This window comes from Nonlabens sp., from assembly GCF_051251825.1.
Taxonomy (GTDB): domain Bacteria; phylum Bacteroidota; class Bacteroidia; order Flavobacteriales; family Flavobacteriaceae; genus Nonlabens.
This window is the reverse complement of the sequence record NZ_JBPOGG010000001.1, coordinates 580,114-601,565: the sequence shown is the minus strand read 5'-3', so window position 1 is coordinate 601,565 and position 21,452 is coordinate 580,114. Positions and strand designations below refer to the sequence as shown.

Sequence of the window (21,452 nt, the reverse complement as noted above, 5' to 3'; positions counted from 1 at the left end):
CGATGGAGGGACTCGAACCCACGACCTGCTGATTACAAATCAGCTGCTCTAGCCAGCTGAGCTACATCGGCTTTTTACACTTTTATACTCGCATAAAAAAGTCCGCTATTTCTAACGGACTGCAAATGTAAGTGTATTTTTTAAATCGCAAAATATTTTTTGCAAAAATTTAATGCATATTTTGTTTTTCTTTTCTTTTCTTTAGTTGACGCTCGAGCGCATCTACACATTCATCAGTACTTTGCTCAAAAGATTTACAAGTTTTTGACGCCATTAAATCCTCTCCTGGCACAAAAAGTCTTACTTCAACAATCTTATTTTCAGGAGCTGAAGTCTTTTGAACCTTCAAATAAACATCAGCGTTTATAATCTTACTGTAAAATTGTTCTAGTTTATCTAATCGTTCTTGAATAAATTCAATCAGTTTAACGTCTGCATTAAAATTAACAGACTGCACGTTTACCTTCATAAGCTTTCTAATTTAGTTAATCCTTCTTTGATCGCGGATGCGCGTTTTTGTAAACTCCTTTTAACATAGTCATACTTGAATGAGTATAAACTTGAGTAGAAGCAAGACTAGCATGTCCTAATAATTCTTTTACAGAATTTAAATCTGCGCCTTCATCGAGAAGATGTGTTGCAAAAGAATGTCTTAAAATATGCGGACTCGTTTTTACCTTTTGAGATACCAAACTAAAATACGATTTAATAATCCTATAAACAAGACTTGGATAAAGTTTTGCACCTTTTTTTGTAAGAAACAACAATTCAGAGTCAGAAGTATTTATTTGTAATCTTAAAGATAGATAATGATTCAATCTCTCTTCAATAGACTTCAGTAACGGCACTCTTCGCTCTTTATTCCTTTTACCGATTACTTTAATTGTTTTATCATTAAAATTAATATCCTCTACTTGTAAACCGATTAACTCTGCTCTTCTCATTCCAGTCACATATAACAACTCAATTATAAGCACATCTCGTGCTGCTTCAAAATCATTATGATCGTAAGAAGCATCAAGAATATTGAAAACCTCTTCTTTAGAAAATGGAATTTGAATTTTTTTAGAGACTTTAAGGCTTTTGTGTTGAGATAAAGGATGGTGTTCAATTTCTTGAATCACAAGCAAGAACTTATAATACCTTTTTATAGCTGCTACTTTGCGATTAATTGTTCTTGAACTTAAGTCATCGTCAAGCAATGTACTTAACCAAGTTCTAATTAACGGATATGTAGCTTCCTTTATGCCTACATCATATTCCTCTAATAGATAAGTAGACAATTGTTCTATATCTTTTTTATAAGCAACAACCGTGTGCTGAGAATACTTTTTCTCTAGGGAAAGATAATCTAGAAAAGAATTTAAGGACATAAAAAAACCGCTAGGAAGTAAAATTAAGAATTTTACCACTAGCGGTTCGATTTATTTTAAGAAATACTAGATGTTCTCTGCATCTCTTAAGTGCTGAATGTAAGACGCTTTAATTCTTTGAGCGCGTTTTGCAACAGATGGCTTAGTAAATTGCTGTCTGCTACGTAGTTCACGCATCTTGCCCGTACGATCAAATTTTCTTTTGAAACGCTTTAGAGCTCTATCGATATTTTCTCCGTCTTTTACTGGTATTATTAACATAGTGTCATCACCTCCTCTCTTTGGGACGGCAAAAATACATTTTTATTTAGAATTACAAGTATTTATTTTAAACGCTTTCGCGAAAGCGTAATTATAACCGCTTCTCTACTTTGCTGCTGGCTTATAATCCTTTCCATCCATGACCATTTTTGCGATGATCTCGCGCATGATCTCGCTCGTCCCTCCACCTATAGGGCCTAAACGGCTATCACGCCACATTCTCGCTAGTGGATACTCCTCTATGTAACCATAACCACCTAAATACTGAAGACACTTATAGATCACCTCATCAGCAATTTTTGTGGAAACCAGTTTAGACATACTTGCTTCTTTTACTGGATATAATCCTTTATCTAATTGTTCTGAAATAGAGTAATTGAAATTCTTTGCCATTTCTACTTCACTGTACATGTCTGCCATACCGTGACGTAAAGCTTGGAATTTATCTATGGTTGTTCCAAATGCTGTACGTTCTTTCATGTATTGAGCCGTGTATTCTAATGCATACTCAGCTCTTGCATGAGCATTAATACCCATAATTAAACGTTCTAAAGCAAAATGCTGCATGATATAAGGGAACCCTTTTCCTTCTTCACCCATTAAATTCTCTGCTGGGATGCGCACATTATCAAAACCTATTTCTCCTGTATCACTAGCTCTCCAACCTAATTTATTAAGCTTAGTTGCGCTTATACCAGGTGTCTCACGATCCATTACAAAAATAGAAATCCCACGTCCCTTTGCATCAGGATCTGTTTTTGCAGCTATGACTAGGTAATCGCTATAAACTCCATTTGTTATGAAGGTTTTAGAACCATTAATAACATAGTGATCACCATCTTTTACAGCGGTAGTTCTCATTCCTGCTACATCACTACCTCCAAATGGCTCAGTTATTCCAAGACAACCTATCTTTTCTCCAGTTAATGTAGGAACTAAATACTCCTGTTTAATACGCTCATCTCCTTCTTTTAATAAATGTTGAGCACCTAAGAAGGCTTGAACCCACATGGCAGCAGCAAAACCTCCAGAATTAATACGTTGCATTTCTTCTAAGAAAATAACCGTGTAGAAAAAATCAAGATTCAATCCACCATATTCTTCTGGGTAATAGAGCGCAAAGTATCCCATCTCACCCATTTTTTCAAAAATAGAGCGGTCTATTTGCCCAGTTTCTTCCCATCTATCGATATGAGGAACAGCTTCTTTTTTTAGAAAATCTCTAAAACTCTGTCTAAAGACATTGTGCTCTTCTGTAAAATATTTTGAATACATATGGTATAGTTAAACTATTGATTTAGTCAAGTGTCAAATATAGCTGAATTAGCTCTAATTTCTCCTCTGGAAACCTTGAGGTTAACACAACTTTATCCCAACTTTTAAAGCCATCTCGCAATGTGCGTTGCTTTATCAACTGGTCAACGAGGTAGTCGTTAAAATATGGAATGCTTAACAACTCATCTCGTGTTGCTGTATTAAGAGCTATTTTCCTGAAGCTGGAAGGATTTGTAACGTAGAAATGTTTTTTGAGCTGAATCATCGTAGAATCACTTAATCCATAAACACCACTGACTTGCTTGACATCAATAAATCCTTTAAGAAAATCGCGCTCTTTGATAATCCTACCTGATAAAGCCGGACCTATTCCATAAACTGCTTTGAGCTCGTCCTGAGTAGCTCCATTGATATCTTTGGCAACAATCTTTCGTTCCTTAAAAGAAGTTTTATAAACACTCTTTTTAGGGTTTGTGACCCATTCTGGAAACTTAAAATAAGGACTGATGCTATCGAGCCACTGGTCTGAAACGCCAGTTACCTTTTGAAAATCTTGTTTAGAGTTCACCCATTTATCGCTTTCGCGAAAGCGATGTAAACGACCCAACTCCTCTTCACTCAAGCCTAGTATGTAACCACGATAATCTGTAATGTAGTTAGGATTAAAAGGATAAATCTTATTTTTCTTTTGGGCTGCAAGGATTTTCAAAGAATCTATTTGCGATTGATAGGCAGTTACATCTCCCACTATTAATTGTTGCACGGGTTTAGTAAGCGCATAGCCATAAATTGCAATAGTAATCGCCAGTAAAATTATTAATACAAAAATCCCTCTTTGTTGTTTTCTGTTGAACAAAAAGAGGGATTTAAAATTATTCATTTAAGATATATTAATCGATAGCTTGAGACTTTAATTTAATAGCACTCATATATCTATTAAGTTCTCTTTTCACCTTAGGTGCAAGTAATACAATACCTATCATGTTAGGTACCATCATCGAGAATATCATCGCATCTGAGAAACCTATTACGTTTCCTAAACTCGCCGCAGAACCTATTACTACAAATACACAGAACAAAATCTTATAAGTATATTCTGTTCTTTGCGTTCTTCCAAATAAGTATGCCCAAGCTTGATATCCATAATAAGACCATGATATCATCGTTGAGAAGGCAAATAAAACTACAGCTAGTGTTAATACATATGGGAACCAACTTATAACTGATTCAAATGCTCCTGATGTTAACAATATAGCGTCTGCATCATTCAAGCCTGCATTTTCTGAACTCACGTTACCGGTAATGATTAAAACTAAGGCTGTCATAGTACAAACTACAACCGTATCAATAAATGGTTCTAGTAACGCCACTAATCCTTCACTTGCTGCATATTTCGTTTTTACTGCTGAGTGTGCAATAGATGCACTACCTACACCAGCCTCATTTGAGAATGCTGCTCTACGGAAACCTTGAATCAAAACTCCAATAGCTCCACCTGCGATACCTTCTGGACTAAATGCTCCATCAATGATTTGAGTAAACGCATCACCTATCAAATCAAAACGTGCAAAGATCACCCAAAGTGACGCAGCCACATAAATAGCAACCATGAAAGGAACAATCTTATCTGTAACCTTAGCAATAGACTTAATTCCACCTATGATTACTATACCTACAAAAACAGCCATAAACAGCCCAAACGCCCATTTATAACCGTACAAGAAAGACTCCGTTCCTCCTGTAATGTTTTCAACCATTTGAGCCGCTTGGTTTGCTTGGAACATATTTCCTCCACCAAATGATCCACCGATACACATTATTGCAAATAACACTGCTAGCACTTTACCTAGCTTAGCTAATCCCATAGACTTCAAACCCTTAGTAAGGTAATACATAGGTCCACCATACACGGTTCCGTCTTCTGCTATATCTCTGTATTTAACACCTAAAGTACATTCCACAAACTTAGACGCCATCCCTAGGAAACCTGCAACAATCATCCAAAAGGTTGCACCTGCACCACCTATAGAAACTGCAACTGCTACACCTGCTATATTCCCTAAACCTACCGTAGCAGATAATGCTGCGGTTAAAGCTTGAAAGTGAGAAACCTCACCATGGGAACTTTCATCTCTTATAGTATCTTTAATATCACCATCAATAGTTATCTCATTTGAAACTTCGTCCATATGAGCTTCTATATCATCTACGGTATTAATATCTACACCATTTGCAATTCCATCTTCTCCATAAAGTTCCTCAGCACCATATTTTTCAATGTCCTCATATTTACCTCTTACTACTTCAATCGCTTTCCATACTCCAGTGAAGTTGATGAACTTAAAATAAAACGTAAAAAACAATGCTCCCAAAATCAAAGGAAATAGGACCCAGTAGATCTTAACCTCATCTGTAAAAGGGATTTGATAAAAAACTGCTTGCACATAGTCTCCTGTTGCCCAACCAAAGGCATCATCAATTCTCTCATCAATTCCTTTCTCAGCGGCTTCTTGAGCAAAAACTAATGCAGGCATTATAAACGCCAGCATTGATAAACATACTTTATAGATACGTTTCATTATTTTAAATTTAATTTTTGGTTAAGTCAGCAAGATGCATAAAAATATCGCCTTTTAAAAATTTTAAAGCGACTTATGTTATTTCATTGTTAATTCTATACACCTTTTGAAGGTTTTGAATTTGCTGAGTATTTCCTACTACTATAATTTTTGAACCTGTAGTAAGCATCATTTCAGGATCTGGATTAACAGTATATTCTCCATCTGCAGATTTGTATCCTATGATAGTACAACCTGTTTTTTTTCTCAAGTTTAAATCGATAATAGAACAACCTACATCACCATCAAACATTTGCTCATAAGATACTTGCTCTAAGTTCACTCCTTCATTACCTCCATAACTCAAGTTGTCCCAGAACTCAATCAAGTCTGGACTAACTATCAAAGATGCCATGTGTTCACCACCTATTTTATCGGGTAGAATCACGTTATTTGCTCCTGCAAATTTCAATTTCTTATAACTTGTTTCCTCACTTGCTCTTGAGATAATTTTTAAATCTGCATTGAGCTGTCGTGCGCTTAGAACTGTAAAAAGATTATCAGCATCATCTGGTAGTGCGGTGATTAAGGTAGATGCTCGTTCTATTCCTACATTGAGTAACACCTCATCCTCATTTGCGTTTCCTTTAAAAAAGAATTCTTCACCTAATGCACTGTTATCAATAACTTCTTGATCTTTTTCTATGATAATAAACTCTCGATTATAATCTATGAGCTTTTCAACTGCTTGTCTTCCATTACGGCCGTAACCGCAAACAATGATATGATTCTCCATAGAGTCTATAAGTTTTTGTTTTCTTTTTTCCCTTAATTCCTTCAACGAGCTACGTGATATTAAATATTCTGAAATAACAGATACCGCATAACCAACAATTACAACACTACATAAAATTAAAAAGACGATAAATAATTTTGCAGTATCATTAGGCAGCTCAACCTCTCGATAACCTACCGTAGTAATGGTGATTACTGTCATATACAGTGCGTCCACCCATGACAAATCCATGATGAGTTTAAAACCTACAATTCCTATCAATAGAATAGTAACTAATAACGAGATGGCTATTGTAATTTTTGAACGCACGTTGTTTAATTTAAAGATCAAATACTGAACTGCGTTTCACATAAAGCATATCCTTAATTTTCAACCAAAAAGCCATAATTAAATATACTCCAAAACCTGCGCCCAAAGTCGCAAACGTAAAATAGATAAAAGTAATGCGCACATTGCGTGCACGCATTCCCATGCGGTCTGCGATACGTGAGGAAACATAGAAACCATATTTCTCCATGTAATGTCTTAAACCTGTAACTACTCCCATAATGTAAATTTAAACATAAGCACTTAATAACCCATCATTACATCTAGTTATCTCTCAATAGTGACACTCCTATATCACATCTCAAGCATTTATTTATATCACAATAATTGGGCTTTAACTGCAATACGGCTTGAGCTTCAAGCGCGTTTGAAATGTTGTTTAATTTTTTAAAACCATCCACTATAGTGTTAGACTCCGCTTTTAAGGAATACATGATTTCTAGTAACTCTTCTGTTTTATCTTTTCCTGTAAACTGAGCATGGACAAATTTTATGGGAACTATACAATTAACAATCAGTAAATCTATAAACGCTGGAGTTAATGTTTTCTCACGCTCCGTAGTTTCTTTATCAAATACGTGATGCGTGTTCCAGTAGCTAGCTGCATTCACATTAAATAATTGATGTATTTCTTCTCTGGTTCTAGCCAGTAACACTTCTCCAAACAATTGCGGACTCCTATGATACAACATTGCTAGTTGTGATATGCGTATCGTAGGATAATTAGCAGGTCTCAGTCTGAAAAATTTCATGGGTGTGAGAGTAGGTTGTAGTTGGAATTTTGCTTTCGCGAAAGCGTATTCATCCACCAACTGTTTAAAATACCGATCGTTTTTAGATTCCTCAAGCAATCCCGCTTGCCCTAACAACGTGGCTTCAAGTTGAAAAGCATCTTTTGCAAGCTTGCGTATGGTCGCAGAATCCATGCTTTGTGCCAGCTGTTCAAATGCGTCGTTATTTACTTTTGTACCGAAACTTCTACTCAACATTTGAAAAAACAAAGCTTCCCAATCGTTATGTGTTTGCTCGAGAATGGTTTTAATATGAATACTGCGTTGTTCTAATCGTTCAAAAAACAACTTTTCAAACCATTGAGATTTCTTAAAATCATCTACAGTGGGAAAATCCTTCTCGCAATTGATAAACTGATTGTTTTTAATTACAAATAACTTTTGGTAGCTTTTAATTAGCTCTGGCGCTACATAGTTACTCACTTCCAATACCGGAATATTAATTTCATCCCTGCGGCTTATCTCTGCATCATGAACCCAAACCACGTGCAAGATCACATTATCATAAGCAGGATCATCGTCGTGACCGTGTAAATACCAATCGCTCGCTTTAACGTGCATTTCCACATTTCCAGCCCATTCTTGCCCATCGATTTCTAGGCGACCGTTAAAAAAGTCTGGACCAGAATGGAAGTTGTGTGTTCCTAATGATTTAATGATTATGCTTTTTCCCTCAGTAGTCTTGAGTTCTTGACCACTGAGTTTTTTAAATTTCCAGAGATAATGGATAAAATCTTCTTGCATGTACAATTTTAAATTGAGTAGGAAGATATGATTATTTTAGTTTTCAGAAAATGAATAACTTGTGGCTTAAACTTTAATTATGACCGAAGACTTTCAACTTGATAAAAATCTAGAACGCATTGTGAGCACTAAAAACAGATTAGATGCTTTAATGATTTCACTCGTCCTAGCAACTACATTTGCTTTCTTTTATAGGGATTGCAAGTTTGAACATGCTCAAATTTTCGGATTAGACATTACCCATCATGACCCATACTATCACTATTCTATAGCTATATTATTGATTACAATATTTGGATTAGTTGGTTCACATTTTATAGAATACGTACTTAAAAGAAGTACTTATGATAAACTCGTGCAATCAGAAAACGTGGATTTCAATGAAATGATTAAATCTACCGTACCAGGTTCTTTCTATGAGTTCACTTATCAATTAACCAAATTCAAAAAGAACGACCCGTTAAGAGAACTAGCTGTAGGAGTATTATTGAGTATGTTTTTTGCTTCTCATTACATAGCAATACTACATATCGTTGAACGATTTCAAGAACAGTCTACTAAAAGCACCATTATTCTTGTAATTTGTGCAGTAGTTCTTATTGGACTTTATTATGGCTTTGTTAAATCTATGGGGAAATCTAAAAAGAAACTTGATAGATATGTGACTCAGAGAATAATAGCATGGATTATTATAATAGGAATAGGAAGTGTTATTTTCAATTTAATCTCATAAAAAAAGCCCCAAAATCAACTTTAGATTTTGGGGCTTTTAATATTAAGTACAACTGTTATTTATCATCTTCAGGATAAGATCCATCTTCATTAATGTATCCTTTTTCTAGCATCCATTCATCGTTAAAGAACTTACCTACGTAACGACTACCGTGGTCATGAAATAATATCACGACTACATCATCTTTGGTAAAACCATGTTCCTCGTGAATTTGACGTAAACCTTTTATAGCTGCACCAGCACTGTTTCCTAGAAACATTCCTTCTTCTTTAGCAAGTCTTCTTGTATAAACAGCAGCATCCTTATCAGTTACCTTAGTAAAACCATCGATGACTTCAAAGCGTACGTTTAGCGGTAAAATATCTTCTCCTATTCCTTCAGTCACATAAGAATGAATTTCATTCTCGTCAAAAATTCCTGTCTCATGATATTTCTTGAAAACCGATCCATAAGTATCTATTCCCCATATCTTGACATTTGGATTTTGTAACTTTAAATAGCTTCCTACACCAGAGATGGTTCCGCCAGTTCCTACACCTACTACAAAGTGTGTCACCTTACCTTCAGTCTGTTTCCATATCTCAGGTCCTGTACTATTAAAATGTGCTTTACAATTAGACGGATTATCATATTGATTCACATACCATGAATTAGGTATTTCCTCACTCAATCTCTTACTAGTTGAATAATAAGATCGTGGATCATCTGGCTCTACATTAGTTGGGCACACATGAACCTCTGCGCCTACAGCGCGTAGGATATCCATTTTTTCCTTGGATTGCTTATCGGCAAGAACACATATCAATTTGTAACCTTTCATGATAGCTGCAAGAGCAAGTCCCATTCCAGTATTACCACTTGTTCCTTCTATGATTGTTCCACCAGGTTGCAATCTTCCATCAGCCTCAGCATCTTCAATCATTGTTAAAGCCATACGATCTTTAACAGAGTTCCCTGGATTAAAAGTTTCATATTTTGCGAGTACAAGGCAAGGTAAATCTTCCACCAACTTGTTCATCTTAACAAGTGGTGTATTTCCTATCGTGCCTAATATATTTTCTGCGTATTCCATATTCTTAATTGAGCTGCAAAAATAATGTTTTGGAAATGTTTTGTTCCCACAACAACACTATTGATTTGTTAATTGATTGAAGTTACGCTATCATGACTCTATAGCTGCGCTATAAACTTCTGTTATTATTTAATAACAGAAAACGTTTTACTCAAACCTCATCGCCTTAACAGGAGAGATTTTACTAATGATATAAGAAGGAATCACGAGCACCAATAGACAAAGGATAAATGTTCCCAAATTGAGTGCAATTACATGCCACAACGAAATATAAACTGGCGCTTCAGTTACATAATAAGTACTCGCATCTAGGGTGAACGGACTGAAAAAATATTGAATTCCTATCAATCCTAATCCTATAACATTACCTATAAGTAGTCCTTGAAGAATCAAACTCATGGCATTATACAAGAAAATCTTGCGTACCGACCAATTATTTGCACCTAACGACTTGAGTATTCCTATCATGCGCGTGCGATCAAGAATTAAAACTAGTAACGCTGTGATCATATTAATAATTCCCACAATGAGTATAATTGCGATAATTCCATAGATATTAGAGTCCAATAAAGCTAACCAAGAAAATATAGTTGGGTATTGCTGCTTTATCGTTTGACTGTTTAAGACCGAATCTGTATTCTGGAATATCTTCACACCTAACTGATCCAACTGATCAAAATCATCTATAAAAACTTCAAATTTCCCGATTTGGTCATCTTCCCATTTATTGATTTTCTGGATATGCTTTAAATCACCTATGATGAATTTAGTGTCATATTCCTCTAGACCACTATCGTAGATTCCTGATACCGTAAATCCTCTCGATATCGTGGGATTACCGTTTGAAGACGCGTTAGGTTTTACAAAATAAGTTGGCGCTTTGTCACCTACTTTAAGAGATAATCTACGAGCAATATCGTCTGATATGAGTATTTCTTTAGATGCTTTATCACCGGTCATAACTGGCAATTTTCCTTCTACTAGAAATTCCTCAAAATAAGACCAGTCATAATCTGACCCTACACCTTTGAGAATTATTCCTTCAAAATCAGTTTCGGTTCTAATCATTCCACCTAATGTCGCAATAGCTTGCACATGAGTTACCTCTGGAACGCTTTCAAAATCGGGATAAAAATCTTGATTACTAGAGATTGGTTTTACCGTAGTAATAGAGTTATTGCGGTCGTAAAGGGAAATACTTACATGACCATTAAAAGCGCTCACCTTTTCTTTTATCTTTTTTTGCAGTCCTACACCAGTGGCAATGGCTATTAACATCACGATCACGCCTATCGCAATTGCTGCGATTGCGATTTTTATAATCGGTGCACTTACGCTATTTTTATAGGCAGCACTACTTTGCACTCTTTTTGCTATGAAATACTCTAAATTCACTGATCCATTTATGATTTTCAAATATACCATATTAGCCATCGCTCTCACCATGATTTCTTGCGATGCAAAAATTAATCATAAAGATAAAACGACTGCCAAAGCAGAAAAAGTATCTGTAACTCCAGTTCCTAATAGAACTATCCTAAATAAAAACACTCAAGTAAATCAACCAGTTCCTGCTGCAGATAATATCCAGCAATGGATAGGTATGTTTAAAGGTCGCAATGTTGCTGTAGTGGGAAATCAAACTAGCGTGGTGCGGTCTAGCGCAACAAGTAATAAAACTACATGGGATGAGCCAGAACATGTTACATACACTCATCTAGTGGACACTTTAATAAGTCGTGGTGTAAATGTTAAAAAAGTATTTGCACCTGAACACGGCTTCCGTGGTATGGCCGATGCTGGCGCAACCATAAAAGATGGCGTAGATTCTAAAACAGGATTACCTATCATATCTCTTTACGGAGCAAATAAAAAACCTACTGAAGAACAACTTGCCGATGTGGACATAGTCATATTTGATATTCAAGATGTAGGTGCTCGATTTTACACTTACATTTCTACATTACATTATGTAATGGAAGCTTGCTCCAGACTTAACAAAAAAGTTGTAATTCTAGACAGACCTAATCCTAACGGTCATTTTATAGACGGACCTATTTTAGAACCAGCACACAAGAGTTTTGTAGGTATGCATCCAGTTCCTGTCGTACACGGAATGACTATAGGTGAATATGCAAAAATGATTAATGGCCAGCGCTGGCTAGAGTTTGGACTAGAATGCGATTTATTTGTAGTGAAAATGAATAATTACAACCGTACTGATGCTTATTCCATTCCTATCAAGCCGTCTCCTAATTTACCTAACGATCAATCTATTAATTTATACCCGAGCCTGTGCTTCTTTGAAGGAACTGATGTAAGTGTAGGACGTGGAACCGAAATGCAGTTTCAAGTATATGGTGCGCCATCACTTGCCAAATATCAGGATTTTTCTTTTACGCCTACTCCTAATGTAGGAGCAAAAAGGCCGTTGCATAATGGTAAAAAATGTTTCGGTGTAGATTTAAGAAAACACCCTAAGCTGGATAAGATTGAATTGGCGTTTTTGATAGACGCTTTCGCGAAAGCGCCTACCAAAACAAACTTTTTCAATTCATTCTTCACTAAACTGGCTGGAACAGAGAAACTGCAAGAGCAAATCGAGTCAGGAATGACAGCCGATGAGATAAGAGCGAGCTGGCAAGAAGACTTAAAAACATATGATGCGATGCGTCAACCTTATTTACTGTACTAACCAATCTACTTTACCTATGAAATCTTTTTTTGAACCTGAAGTTTATCAAAATCTACAACAACGACTTGATAAAATAACACCCGAAAGTCAACCTCAATGGGGAAAAATGAATGCTGGGCAAATGTTGAACCACTGTCAAGCGCCATTAAAAATCGCCGTGAACAAATCAGACGTCACGATGAAATCTAACTGGCTTATCAAAGTGCTTTTTAAGAAAATGATGTATAGTCCTAAGCCTTTCAAGAAAAATTCACCTACTCCACCACAGTTTAGAAGTACCGGAGAATTTGATTTTCAAAAAGAAAAAGCTGGACTTCAACAATGGATGGATGAATTATGGGAAGATCGTAACAATGAGAATCGTATTCCACATCCAGTATTCGGGAAGTTTACTGAGGAACAATGGGGAATCATGCAATGGAGGCATTTAAACCATCACTTTGAGCAGTTTGGGGTTTAAACCAAACTGCTTTATTATTTAGTTTTGTTATTCCTTTCTAACAAAGTAAAAAAGTGTTCCTTCTTTTATGTGTTTTGCATAGATGTAATCCTTGGTAACTTGTTGTAAGATATAGATTCGAGAATCATCAGCATCGGTTTTTTTGAAAACTAGCTCTTGAGTCTCTGGATCTATTTCATATTTCTCAACGGTTTGCATTCCAGAAACACCAAGTGCGATTTGATCTTCAGTAATGAAGTTAAATGTGATCATCTTGCCAATCATTTCAAATAGCTCTGCTCCTTCTGTTCCTTCTTGAGCTCTTACTTCTTCAACTTTCCATTCACCTATTAAAAGATCCTTATTAAAAGGAATCATTTCATATTCAGTCTCCGTTAAATACTCATATGATTTTTCAACTGTAATATCGCCTTTCACAAATAGCAATCTCGAGTTTCCAGCATCCATTCTTGCTGAGTCGTCTCCTAGTAAAATAAGTTTATCACCTTTATCTAATAATAGAGTATCGCCACTTCTTGAATATGCTAGCTCATTATTTTCACCCATAAACTGCATTTCATACACAGAGTCATCTATGAAATTGAGCTTCATGTTTTGAAACATGTTAGTTACCATCTTGATTTTATCCTCGTCGATACTTTCCATTGCACTGCGATCTAATTCTTTAAAAGACCACATTCCTAAATAATCAACAGTCTCCTGTGCTAATGAAATGGTAGAAATAAAAAGTAATACTGTAAAAATTAATGACTTCATAATATGTGTTTTAATTGGTTTGAAAATGAAGTCCCAGATTCAATTATGGCCTTCAGGATTTTGATGTTATAACTAGAATAAATAATATTTTAAATCACTTACTCATTCAGCATTTGCCACAAGCGATCTTTTAATTCTTGCATGTGGAATTGTGATAAGGATGAGATAAACATGTATGGTGCTCCGTCAAAAGCTCCTTCACTATCTAGTTCTTCTTTCATTTGTTCCATAAGTTCCTCGTCGAGCATATCTGCTTTTGAGATACAAACAAAACGGTTTTTATCGAGTAACTCTGGATTGTACTTTTTTAATTCGTTCAGTAACACATCATACTCAGCACTGATATCGTCAGCGTCTGCCGGGATGAGGAATAGTAATGTAGAATTACGTTCTATATGTCTTAAAAAACGATGACCTAGACCTTTACCATCTGCAGCGCCTTCAATGATTCCAGGAATATCTGCAATTACAAATGATTTAAAATCACGGTATTCTACTATTCCTAAGTTGGGTTTTAAAGTAGTAAACTCATAGTTTGCAATCTTAGGCTTAGCACTGGTGATTACAGAAAGTAGTGTTGATTTTCCAGCATTAGGGAAACCTACCAGACCTACATCTGCAAGGACTTTCATTTCAAAGACGGCATCCATAGAATTACCTTCCATTCCTTGTTGCGCATAACGAGGCGTTTGTCTCGTGGAACTTTTAAAATGCCAGTTACCACGTCCACCTTTTCCACCTTCACATAAAATATATTCTGCTCCATCTTCAAGCATTTCATAAATCACGTTTCCAGTTTCAGAATCTTTTACAACTGTTCCTAGAGGTAAGTCTATGTAAACATCTTCTCCATCTTCTCCAGTACGTCGTTGCTTAGCTCCGTTTCCACCTTGAGCAGATTTAAAGTGACGCTTGTACTTAAAGTGATACAGCGTCCATAAATTCTTATTTCCTCTCAAGATAATATGACCACCACGACCACCATCTCCACCATCTGGACCACCTTTATCGATGTACTTTTCCCTGTGCAAGTGCGTGCTTCCTTTCCCGCCGCGACCTGACTCGAGATGTACTTTAGTATAGTCTACAAAATTTCCTTCGGTCATTGTTTTATTTTCAGTTGACTGTTAATCAGTTTTCAGTTGATGGTTGACAGTAAATTATTATGTGCTCTTAAATCTGTTCTCGACCTGCCTTTGCCGGCAGGCAGGCTGCCCTTGAACTGACTATAAATTATCATTTAATCATTACGCATCACCCATCCCAGCCTTCCCTCAAGGGAAGGAGTTTTTCGGGTTCGAGTTCAAGTTCAAGTTCTTACAGCTTATCAAACTCTACACTCAATCGGTCTGTGATTTCATCAAGTCCACCTACTCCATCAACTCCATGATATTTATCTTGAGCTGCGTAGTAGTCTTTAAGTGGTGCTGTTTGCTTATAATAAACTGAAATGCGATCTCTTATCACGCCTTCGTTAGCATCATCTGCACGGCCGCTTGCTTTTCCTCTTTCTAGTAATCGCTTAACCAGTACTTCATCATCTACCTCTAGCGCTACCATTCCTGCAATCTCTGTGTCTTTTGAGGCTAGTAACTCGTCAAGAGCTTTTGCTTGCGCATCAGTTCTCGGGAAACCGTCAAAAATAAATCCAGCCGCATCAGGAGTTTTTTCTACCTCAGCACTTAGCATTTTAATAGTTACTTCATCAGGAACCAAGTTTCCTTTATCCATAAATGACTTTGCTAGCGTCCCTAGCTCAGTACCATTTTTTATGTTGTAACGGAATACGTCTCCTGTTGAGATATGAACTAGTCCGTATTTTTCTTTTAATCGTTCTGCTTGGGTTCCTTTTCCGGCTCCTGGAGGACCGAATAAAACAATGTTTTTCATGCGTTGCGTTTGTACATAAAGTTCGGGCAAATTGCGCCCTAAATTATCATAATCCATGCCGTATCCTACGACAAATTTATTCTCAATATTCAATCCTACGTAATCGATTTTCAATTCTCGATTATATACGTCAGGTTTCAAAAATAACGTTGCTATGTGAAGAGCAGCTGGGTTGTGTTTCAGTAGCTTTCGCGAAAGCATGTCCACAGTCAATCCCGTATCCACAATATCCTCTACGATTACAACCGTTCTACCGGTAAGGTCAACATCAACATTCAAACTCTCGACCAATTCTCCCGTAGAAGAAGTTCCTTCATAGCTCGATGCTCGTAAAAAAGCGACTTCACAATCATGCTTGAACTTGCGTGTCAAGTCTGCCATGACCATGTAACTTCCATTCAAAATACCGACGAAAACAGGTTTTTTATCTGCTAGATCTCGGTTGACTTGATATGCCAGATTATCTACCGCATCACTGATTTGAGTAGCTGTAAGAAATGGCTTGAAATAGAGGTCGTGAATTTTAATCACTTCTTAATTATTTTCTGCAAAGATAGTATTTAGTCTGTTAGTCTTTGAGTTTGTGAGTATGTTAGTTGAGTGCTTTGAGTCAAGAGTGTTAAGATGTGGTTTGTTGTTTGTTGTTTGTTGTTTGTTGTTTGTTGTTTGTTGTTTGTTGTTTGTTGTTTGTTGTTTGAAAATGTTTCTTCTCGATTTAATGAAAGTTCTTTTGATTTTTATTTTCATTTTATTTTTAACAGTGCATTTGCCTCGTCGCAGTCTTCGTTGCTTTTCTTAAATTTAGGTTTTGATTTAAATATAAATTTAGAAATAGGTTTAAGTTTTAAATAGAGTTTATTTTTGTCTCATGAGCACACCACTATTTTCTTCTCCTTTCACGCTTGGAATTCTGGGCGGCGGACAACTAGGTAAAATGATGTTATACACCACACGTAAATGGGATATCGCCACATACGTTATGGATAAAGATGATGCGGCACCAGCGTTTGAAGGCTGTACGGTCTTTTTTGAAGGAGACATTATGGACTATGAAGCCGTAATGGAATTTGGTCAACAAGTAGATGCACTTACCATAGAAATTGAAAATGTGAACGTTCAAGCTTTACAAGAACTAGAAGATATGGGAATCGCTGTATCGCCTAGTGCTCGAGTTTTGAACTTGATTAGAAATAAAGCCGTTCAAAAACAGTTTTATTTAGACAACAACATTCCAACTGCACCATTTCAAATTCACACTACGCCAGAATTAAACCATGGTAAAAACTATCCGTTCATATGGAAAAGTGCCGAAGGTGGATATGACGGTAAAGGTGTAAAGGTAATACGTCAAGAAAGTGACCTTGCCGACTTACCTCAAGTGCAATGTATCTATGAAGATATGATTGATTTTGAACTGGAACTTGCGGTAATTGTTGCTCGCAATGCGAGTGGCGAGATGAAAACATATCCAGTGGTAGAAATGGAATTTCATCCTGAGGCTAATCAAGTGGAATACGTGATATGTCCAGCTCGAATAGATGATTCAGTTTCTCAAAAAGCTCGTGCAATTGCACTAGAAGTAAGTGCTGCTTATGATCACGTAGGTTTGCTTGCTGTAGAATTATTCTTAACTAAAAGCGGAGATATTCTCGTTAACGAAGTGGCACCTAGACCACATAATTCTGGTCATTATACAATTGAAGGATCTGTCACCGACCAGTTTGAACAACACATACGTTGTGTACTTAATTTACCACTAGGTAATACAGATAGCACCGTTGCTGCTGTAATGGTGAACTTAGTAGGTGAAGAAGGACACACTGGTAATGTAATCTATGATGGAATCGAAGATATTCTGGCCATGCCTGGTGTGACGCCACACATTTATGGAAAAAAAGAAACTAGACCATTTAGAAAAATGGGTCACGTTACTGTGGTAGATAAAGACTTAGCTGTTGCAAGAGAAGTTGCTGCTCAGGTGAAGGATCGTATTAAGGTTGTTGCTGAATAGTGATTTGTTGATTTAATGATGTGGTAATGTGCAAATTTTATAAAAACTGTTCAAACTTTAATAACCAAAACCATTCTCGACTTGCCCTTGCCGGCAGGCTGGCTTTCGCTCGAACTGACATGGAACTAGCTTTTATTTAAGCAAAATCAAAAACCTCCAATCGTTAATCGTTAATCGTTAATCGTTAATCAAAATTCGATATTCGATATTCACTAAGGAGTACTCGCACTTACCTGCAATACTTTACCATTATAAAACTTGTTTCCAGTAAGAGCAAAGTTCATGATATAGTCTGCCATTTCTGGAGCTGTTAATGGAGCTTTATAGCCTGGGAAAGCTTCTTCTAGCATCTCGGTTTGAACGGCTCCTAGAGCAAGTGTATTGAATGATGGTCCGTTTTCTTTGTATTCTTCGGCGAGGAGTTCAAAGAGTGTGATTACGGCTGCTTTTGCACTGGAATAAGCGGCAAGTCCAGGGAACTTTGCACTGCCTTGTATTCCACCCATAGAGCTTATCGCAACGACATGCGAATTATTATTCATCGCTGGTAACAACTTCTGTGTTAAGGATGCTACTCCAAAAACATTTACCGCATAACAATTTTGAAAATCTTGTGCTGTTAATTCTTCAAATGGCTTATTGACCAACATTCCAGCATTATGAATCACAACATCAATGTGACTCCATTTATCTGTGATGGCTTTTGCTGTTTCAGAAATACTTTCTTCACTGGTCAAATCACATGATAGCGCCATGATGCTGTTGCGCTCTAGAGCATCTATGGAGTTCGTTTTTCGCGAAAGCGTAATCACCTGATGTCCTGCACCTGCAAAAAGCTGTGCGAGCTCAAATCCTATACCACGACTGGTTCCTGTAATGACTATATTTTTACTCATTACCCATCATTTTAAGACGTTCATTATTTATAACCGCCATAACTCCTGGCATTACAGCATCTACAACAGCCGCCATATGTGTAGAATTCACCTCAGAGATTTCATCACCTGGTTGGTGATAGTAATCAAAGTTGGTAAAATCAAATGTGCTGAAGGTTTGTGATGGGACTTGAAACTCGTTATAAAATGGGAAATTATCTGATCGCATGAACAGATTGAATTCTGCAGCTTTGGCCAGTTTTCCTGTCACCACTCTATCTTTATTTGCTTCATTAAAAACCGTTGCCATGTTTGATTTATCATGTCCTGTGATATATGCGATGTATTCACGATTTACCATAGGCGTTCCAGTCATCTCAAAATTGATCATTGCGACTACATTTTCTTTTTCGGCCTTCATGCGTTTTGCGAGATGTTTAGAACCTAACAACCCTTTTTCCTCTGCAGAGAATAATGCAAAGACAACCGTTCTTCTATTAAAGTCAATTTGTTTCAATGCTTGCGCGATGGCCAGAACACTTGCTGTTCCAGTTGCATTATCGTTAGCACCATTTGCTAGACTATCACCAGCTACAGCCTTCATGAAACCTATGTGATCGTAGTGCGCTCCTATCACGACAACTTCGTCCTTTAAAACACCATCAGTTCCTGGAAGCATTCCTACTACATTAAAAGCCTTGGCACCTTTTGCGTCAAAGTCATCAAAGAAATCTCCTTTATATGGCTGTACTCCTATTTCATGCAATCTATTTTGAAGATATTTTGCAGCCTCTAGAATTCCATCAGATCCTGTGTCACGTCCTTCTAGTTCATCACTGGCTAGATAAGCAACGTCAGCAGCGATTTGTGTAGCGTTTGCCTTAGGAATTTTCACTTTAGGCAATACCTCAGACATTGTGCCTGCCGCTTTACTTAATTGAGTAACGTTTTTTTGAGTTCCACAACTTGCAATTAATACAGCAGCTGACAGTATAAGTAAGATTCTTTTCATGGTTTTGTTTTAAAGTTTAAAGATAGGGATTTTGGAGTATTAGGAGGATAGGTTGTTGGGTATTTTGGTTGTTGAATATTGAGAAACGGACTTCGAGAACCTCAGTCCTCAGATTGAAAAAACAAAAAAAGCCGAATCTTGCGATTCGACTTTTTGATATAAATTCTTGATGATGTTAAACGTACATCACTATTGGATTTTCAATGTAAGATTTGAACGTTTGTAAGAAGGCTGCTCCTGTAGCACCGTCAACTGTTCTGTGATCACATGCAAGTGTAATCTTCATCACATTACCTATTACAATCTGACCATCTTTAACAACTGGTTTTTGCACAATAGCACCTACAGACATAATCGCACTGTTAGGCTGATTGATAATAGATGTAAACTCTGTAATTCCAAACATTCCTAAGTTAGAAATCGTAAAAGTACTTCCTTGCATTTCTGCAGGCTGTAATTTCTTATTACGTGCCTTACCAGCAAGCTCTCTTACTTTTCCACCTATTTGTTGCATGCTCATTTGGTCTGCAAATGGTAGTACTGGAACTAAAAGACCATCATCAACTGCTACAGCCACTCCTACGTGGATGTGCTTAGCTATGATTGTATTCTTATCTGTCCATTGTGTATTCACCTTAGGATGCAATCTCAACGCCATTGCTGCCGCTTTGATGACCATATCGTTAAAGCTGATTTTAGTATCTGGCAATTCATTTATTGCTTTTCTACTTGCAATCGCATTATCCATATCTAAGTCTAGACCTAGATAATAATGTGGTGCTGTAAATTTAGATTCTCCTAAACGTTTTGCAATCGTTTTGCGCATTTGTGAGTTAGGAACTTCCTCAAAAGTCTCTGTTCCTACAGAAACGAATGAACTCGCCGCTGCACTTCCACCTGCACTAGGTTTAAAGTTTTCTATATCACTTTTAACGATACGACCATTTTCTCCAGAACCAGAAACTTGACCTAAATCAATTCCCTTATCCTCAGCCATTTTCTTAGCCAGTGGAGATGCAAATATTCTACCAGATGAATTTGAATTCGAACTCGAAGTTGAAGTTGAAGTTGAATTAGACGCGGCTGGTGCTGCCTCTTTTTTAGCTTCAGCTTTTGGAGCTTCTTGTTTCTTTTCTGCTTTTTTCTCTTCTTCTTTTTTCTCTTCTTTCTTTGTTGCTGGAGCACTTGTATCAATTCCAGACACATCAGTTCCTGCAGGTCCTATAATAGCGAGAAGTGAATCAACTTTGGCAGTTCCACCTTCTGGAATTCCTATTTTCAACAACGTACCTGTGTTGAAAGATTCAAACTCCATAGTAGCTTTATCTGTCTCAATTTCAGCAAGAATGTCACCTTCTTCAACGGTATCACCTTCAGCTTTTAACCAGGACGCTACTGTTCCTTCTTCCATGGTATCACTAAGACGTGGCATGGTTACTATGATAACTCCTTCAGGTAAGTCTGCACTAGATTCTTCTTTCTTATTATCATTAGAAGAATCACTAGAATCTTTAGTTTCAGTTTTAGCAGCATCATCCTTAGAACTAGCAGAATCGCCATTTACTAAATCAGAAACGTCTTCTCCTTCTTCACCTATAATACACAACAATTGATCTACAGGAGCAGTTTCTCCTTCTTGTACACCTATGTATAATAACGTACCGTTCTGGAATGATTCAAATTCCATGGTCGCTTTATCAGTTTCAATCTCTGCAAGGATATCACCTTCTTCAATCTTATCACCTACTTTTTTCAACCACGCTGCAACCACACCTTCTTCCATGGTGTCGCTCAATCGTGGCATGTTAATTATCTCTGCCATG

General features: G+C 36.9%; 21 protein-coding genes. 4 read left to right on the top strand and 17 right to left on the bottom strand.

Annotation, left to right across the window (positions count from 1 at the left end; all coding sequences use genetic code 11):
* Nucleotides 1–169 precede the first annotated feature (169 nt).
* The 9 genes from hpf to ACSHWW_RS02510 form a co-directional block, all read right to left on the bottom strand.
* Nucleotides 170–469 (bottom strand): ribosome hibernation-promoting factor, HPF/YfiA family, encoded by a 300-nt coding sequence (hpf, locus tag ACSHWW_RS02550; RefSeq protein ID WP_435680831.1) that lies wholly within the window; start codon nucleotides 467–469, stop codon nucleotides 170–172.
* Between the two features lie 16 nt (nucleotides 470–485).
* A complete protein-coding gene (locus tag ACSHWW_RS02545) occupies nucleotides 486–1,412 on the bottom strand; it encodes a tyrosine-type recombinase/integrase (RefSeq protein ID WP_435680830.1) in 927 nt (308 codons plus the stop codon).
* Nucleotides 1,413–1,439: 27 nt separating this feature from the next.
* Entirely contained in the window at nucleotides 1,440–1,634 is a 195-nt protein-coding gene (rpsU, locus tag ACSHWW_RS02540; RefSeq protein ID WP_435680829.1) for a 30S ribosomal protein S21, read from the bottom strand.
* Nucleotides 1,635–1,739: 105 nt separating this feature from the next.
* A complete protein-coding gene (locus tag ACSHWW_RS02535) occupies nucleotides 1,740–2,909 on the bottom strand; it encodes an acyl-CoA dehydrogenase family protein (RefSeq protein WP_435680828.1) in 1,170 nt (389 codons plus the stop codon).
* 22 nt (nucleotides 2,910–2,931) lie between these two features.
* Entirely contained in the window at nucleotides 2,932–3,789 is an 858-nt protein-coding gene (locus tag ACSHWW_RS02530) for a helix-hairpin-helix domain-containing protein (protein WP_435680827.1), read from the bottom strand.
* A gap of 10 nt (nucleotides 3,790–3,799) precedes the next feature.
* A complete protein-coding gene (locus tag ACSHWW_RS02525) occupies nucleotides 3,800–5,488 on the bottom strand; it encodes an alanine/glycine:cation symporter family protein (protein ID WP_435680826.1) in 1,689 nt (562 codons plus the stop codon).
* Between the two features lie 73 nt (nucleotides 5,489–5,561).
* Entirely contained in the window at nucleotides 5,562–6,572 is a 1,011-nt protein-coding gene (locus ACSHWW_RS02520; RefSeq protein ID WP_435680825.1) for a potassium channel family protein, read from the bottom strand.
* A gap of 10 nt (nucleotides 6,573–6,582) precedes the next feature.
* Complete coding sequence (locus ACSHWW_RS02515; protein ID WP_435680824.1) at nucleotides 6,583–6,810, bottom strand: PspC domain-containing protein; 228 nt, start codon at nucleotides 6,808–6,810, stop codon at nucleotides 6,583–6,585.
* 43 nt (nucleotides 6,811–6,853) lie between these two features.
* Nucleotides 6,854–8,125, bottom strand: a complete 1,272-nt coding sequence (locus ACSHWW_RS02510; RefSeq protein ID WP_435680823.1) for a DUF2851 family protein — start codon at nucleotides 8,123–8,125, stop codon at nucleotides 6,854–6,856.
* 79 nt (nucleotides 8,126–8,204) lie between these two features.
* Between ACSHWW_RS02510 and ACSHWW_RS02505 the strand changes: the two genes are divergently transcribed.
* Nucleotides 8,205–8,858, top strand: a complete 654-nt coding sequence (locus ACSHWW_RS02505) for a hypothetical protein (RefSeq protein ID WP_435680822.1) — start codon at nucleotides 8,205–8,207, stop codon at nucleotides 8,856–8,858.
* Between the two features lie 55 nt (nucleotides 8,859–8,913).
* Here the strand turns inward: ACSHWW_RS02505 and ACSHWW_RS02500 are convergent, their stop codons facing one another.
* Nucleotides 8,914–9,930, bottom strand: a complete 1,017-nt coding sequence (locus ACSHWW_RS02500; protein ID WP_435680821.1) for a PLP-dependent cysteine synthase family protein — start codon at nucleotides 9,928–9,930, stop codon at nucleotides 8,914–8,916.
* 147 nt (nucleotides 9,931–10,077) lie between these two features.
* On the bottom strand, nucleotides 10,078–11,325 hold the full coding sequence (locus tag ACSHWW_RS02495; RefSeq protein ID WP_435680846.1) for an ABC transporter permease: 1,248 nt from the start codon (nucleotides 11,323–11,325) through the stop codon (nucleotides 10,078–10,080).
* Here ACSHWW_RS02495 and ACSHWW_RS02490 point away from each other — a divergent pair.
* Entirely contained in the window at nucleotides 11,306–12,625 is a 1,320-nt protein-coding gene (locus tag ACSHWW_RS02490) for an exo-beta-N-acetylmuramidase NamZ family protein (RefSeq protein ID WP_435680820.1), read from the top strand. The two genes, ACSHWW_RS02495 and ACSHWW_RS02490, sit on opposite strands and share 20 nt — an antisense overlap.
* Before the next feature lie 16 nt (nucleotides 12,626–12,641).
* Complete coding sequence (locus tag ACSHWW_RS02485; RefSeq protein ID WP_435680819.1) at nucleotides 12,642–13,085, top strand: DUF1569 domain-containing protein; 444 nt, start codon at nucleotides 12,642–12,644, stop codon at nucleotides 13,083–13,085.
* 27 nt (nucleotides 13,086–13,112) lie between these two features.
* Here the strand turns inward: ACSHWW_RS02485 and ACSHWW_RS02480 are convergent, their stop codons facing one another.
* The 3 genes from ACSHWW_RS02480 to ACSHWW_RS02470 form a co-directional block, all read right to left on the bottom strand.
* Nucleotides 13,113–13,841: a hypothetical protein gene (locus ACSHWW_RS02480; RefSeq protein ID WP_435680818.1), complete on the bottom strand. Its 729-nt coding sequence runs from the start codon at nucleotides 13,839–13,841 to the stop codon at nucleotides 13,113–13,115.
* Nucleotides 13,842–13,939: 98 nt separating this feature from the next.
* Nucleotides 13,940–14,947, bottom strand: a complete 1,008-nt coding sequence (gene obgE / locus ACSHWW_RS02475; protein WP_435680817.1) for a GTPase ObgE — start codon at nucleotides 14,945–14,947, stop codon at nucleotides 13,940–13,942.
* A gap of 211 nt (nucleotides 14,948–15,158) precedes the next feature.
* On the bottom strand, nucleotides 15,159–16,262 hold the full coding sequence (locus tag ACSHWW_RS02470) for an adenylate kinase (protein WP_435680816.1): 1,104 nt from the start codon (nucleotides 16,260–16,262) through the stop codon (nucleotides 15,159–15,161).
* Nucleotides 16,263–16,599: 337 nt separating this feature from the next.
* Here ACSHWW_RS02470 and ACSHWW_RS02465 point away from each other — a divergent pair, with 337 nt between their 5' ends.
* Nucleotides 16,600–17,742, top strand: a complete 1,143-nt coding sequence (locus ACSHWW_RS02465) for a 5-(carboxyamino)imidazole ribonucleotide synthase (RefSeq protein WP_435680815.1) — start codon at nucleotides 16,600–16,602, stop codon at nucleotides 17,740–17,742.
* 212 nt (nucleotides 17,743–17,954) lie between these two features.
* On the opposite strand, the gene ACSHWW_RS02460 is transcribed toward ACSHWW_RS02465, so the two are convergent.
* From ACSHWW_RS02460 to ACSHWW_RS02450, 3 genes are all read right to left on the bottom strand, one after another.
* Nucleotides 17,955–18,638: an SDR family NAD(P)-dependent oxidoreductase gene (locus ACSHWW_RS02460; protein ID WP_435680814.1), complete on the bottom strand. Its 684-nt coding sequence runs from the start codon at nucleotides 18,636–18,638 to the stop codon at nucleotides 17,955–17,957.
* Nucleotides 18,631–19,629, bottom strand: coding sequence for a M20/M25/M40 family metallo-hydrolase (locus ACSHWW_RS02455; protein WP_435680813.1), 999 nt, complete (start codon nucleotides 19,627–19,629; stop codon nucleotides 18,631–18,633). The genes ACSHWW_RS02460 and ACSHWW_RS02455 overlap by 8 nt, the downstream gene beginning before the upstream one ends.
* A gap of 175 nt (nucleotides 19,630–19,804) precedes the next feature.
* Entirely contained in the window at nucleotides 19,805–21,451 is a 1,647-nt protein-coding gene (locus ACSHWW_RS02450; protein WP_435680812.1) for a pyruvate dehydrogenase complex dihydrolipoamide acetyltransferase, read from the bottom strand.
* Nucleotide 21,452: the final 1 nt, after the last annotated feature.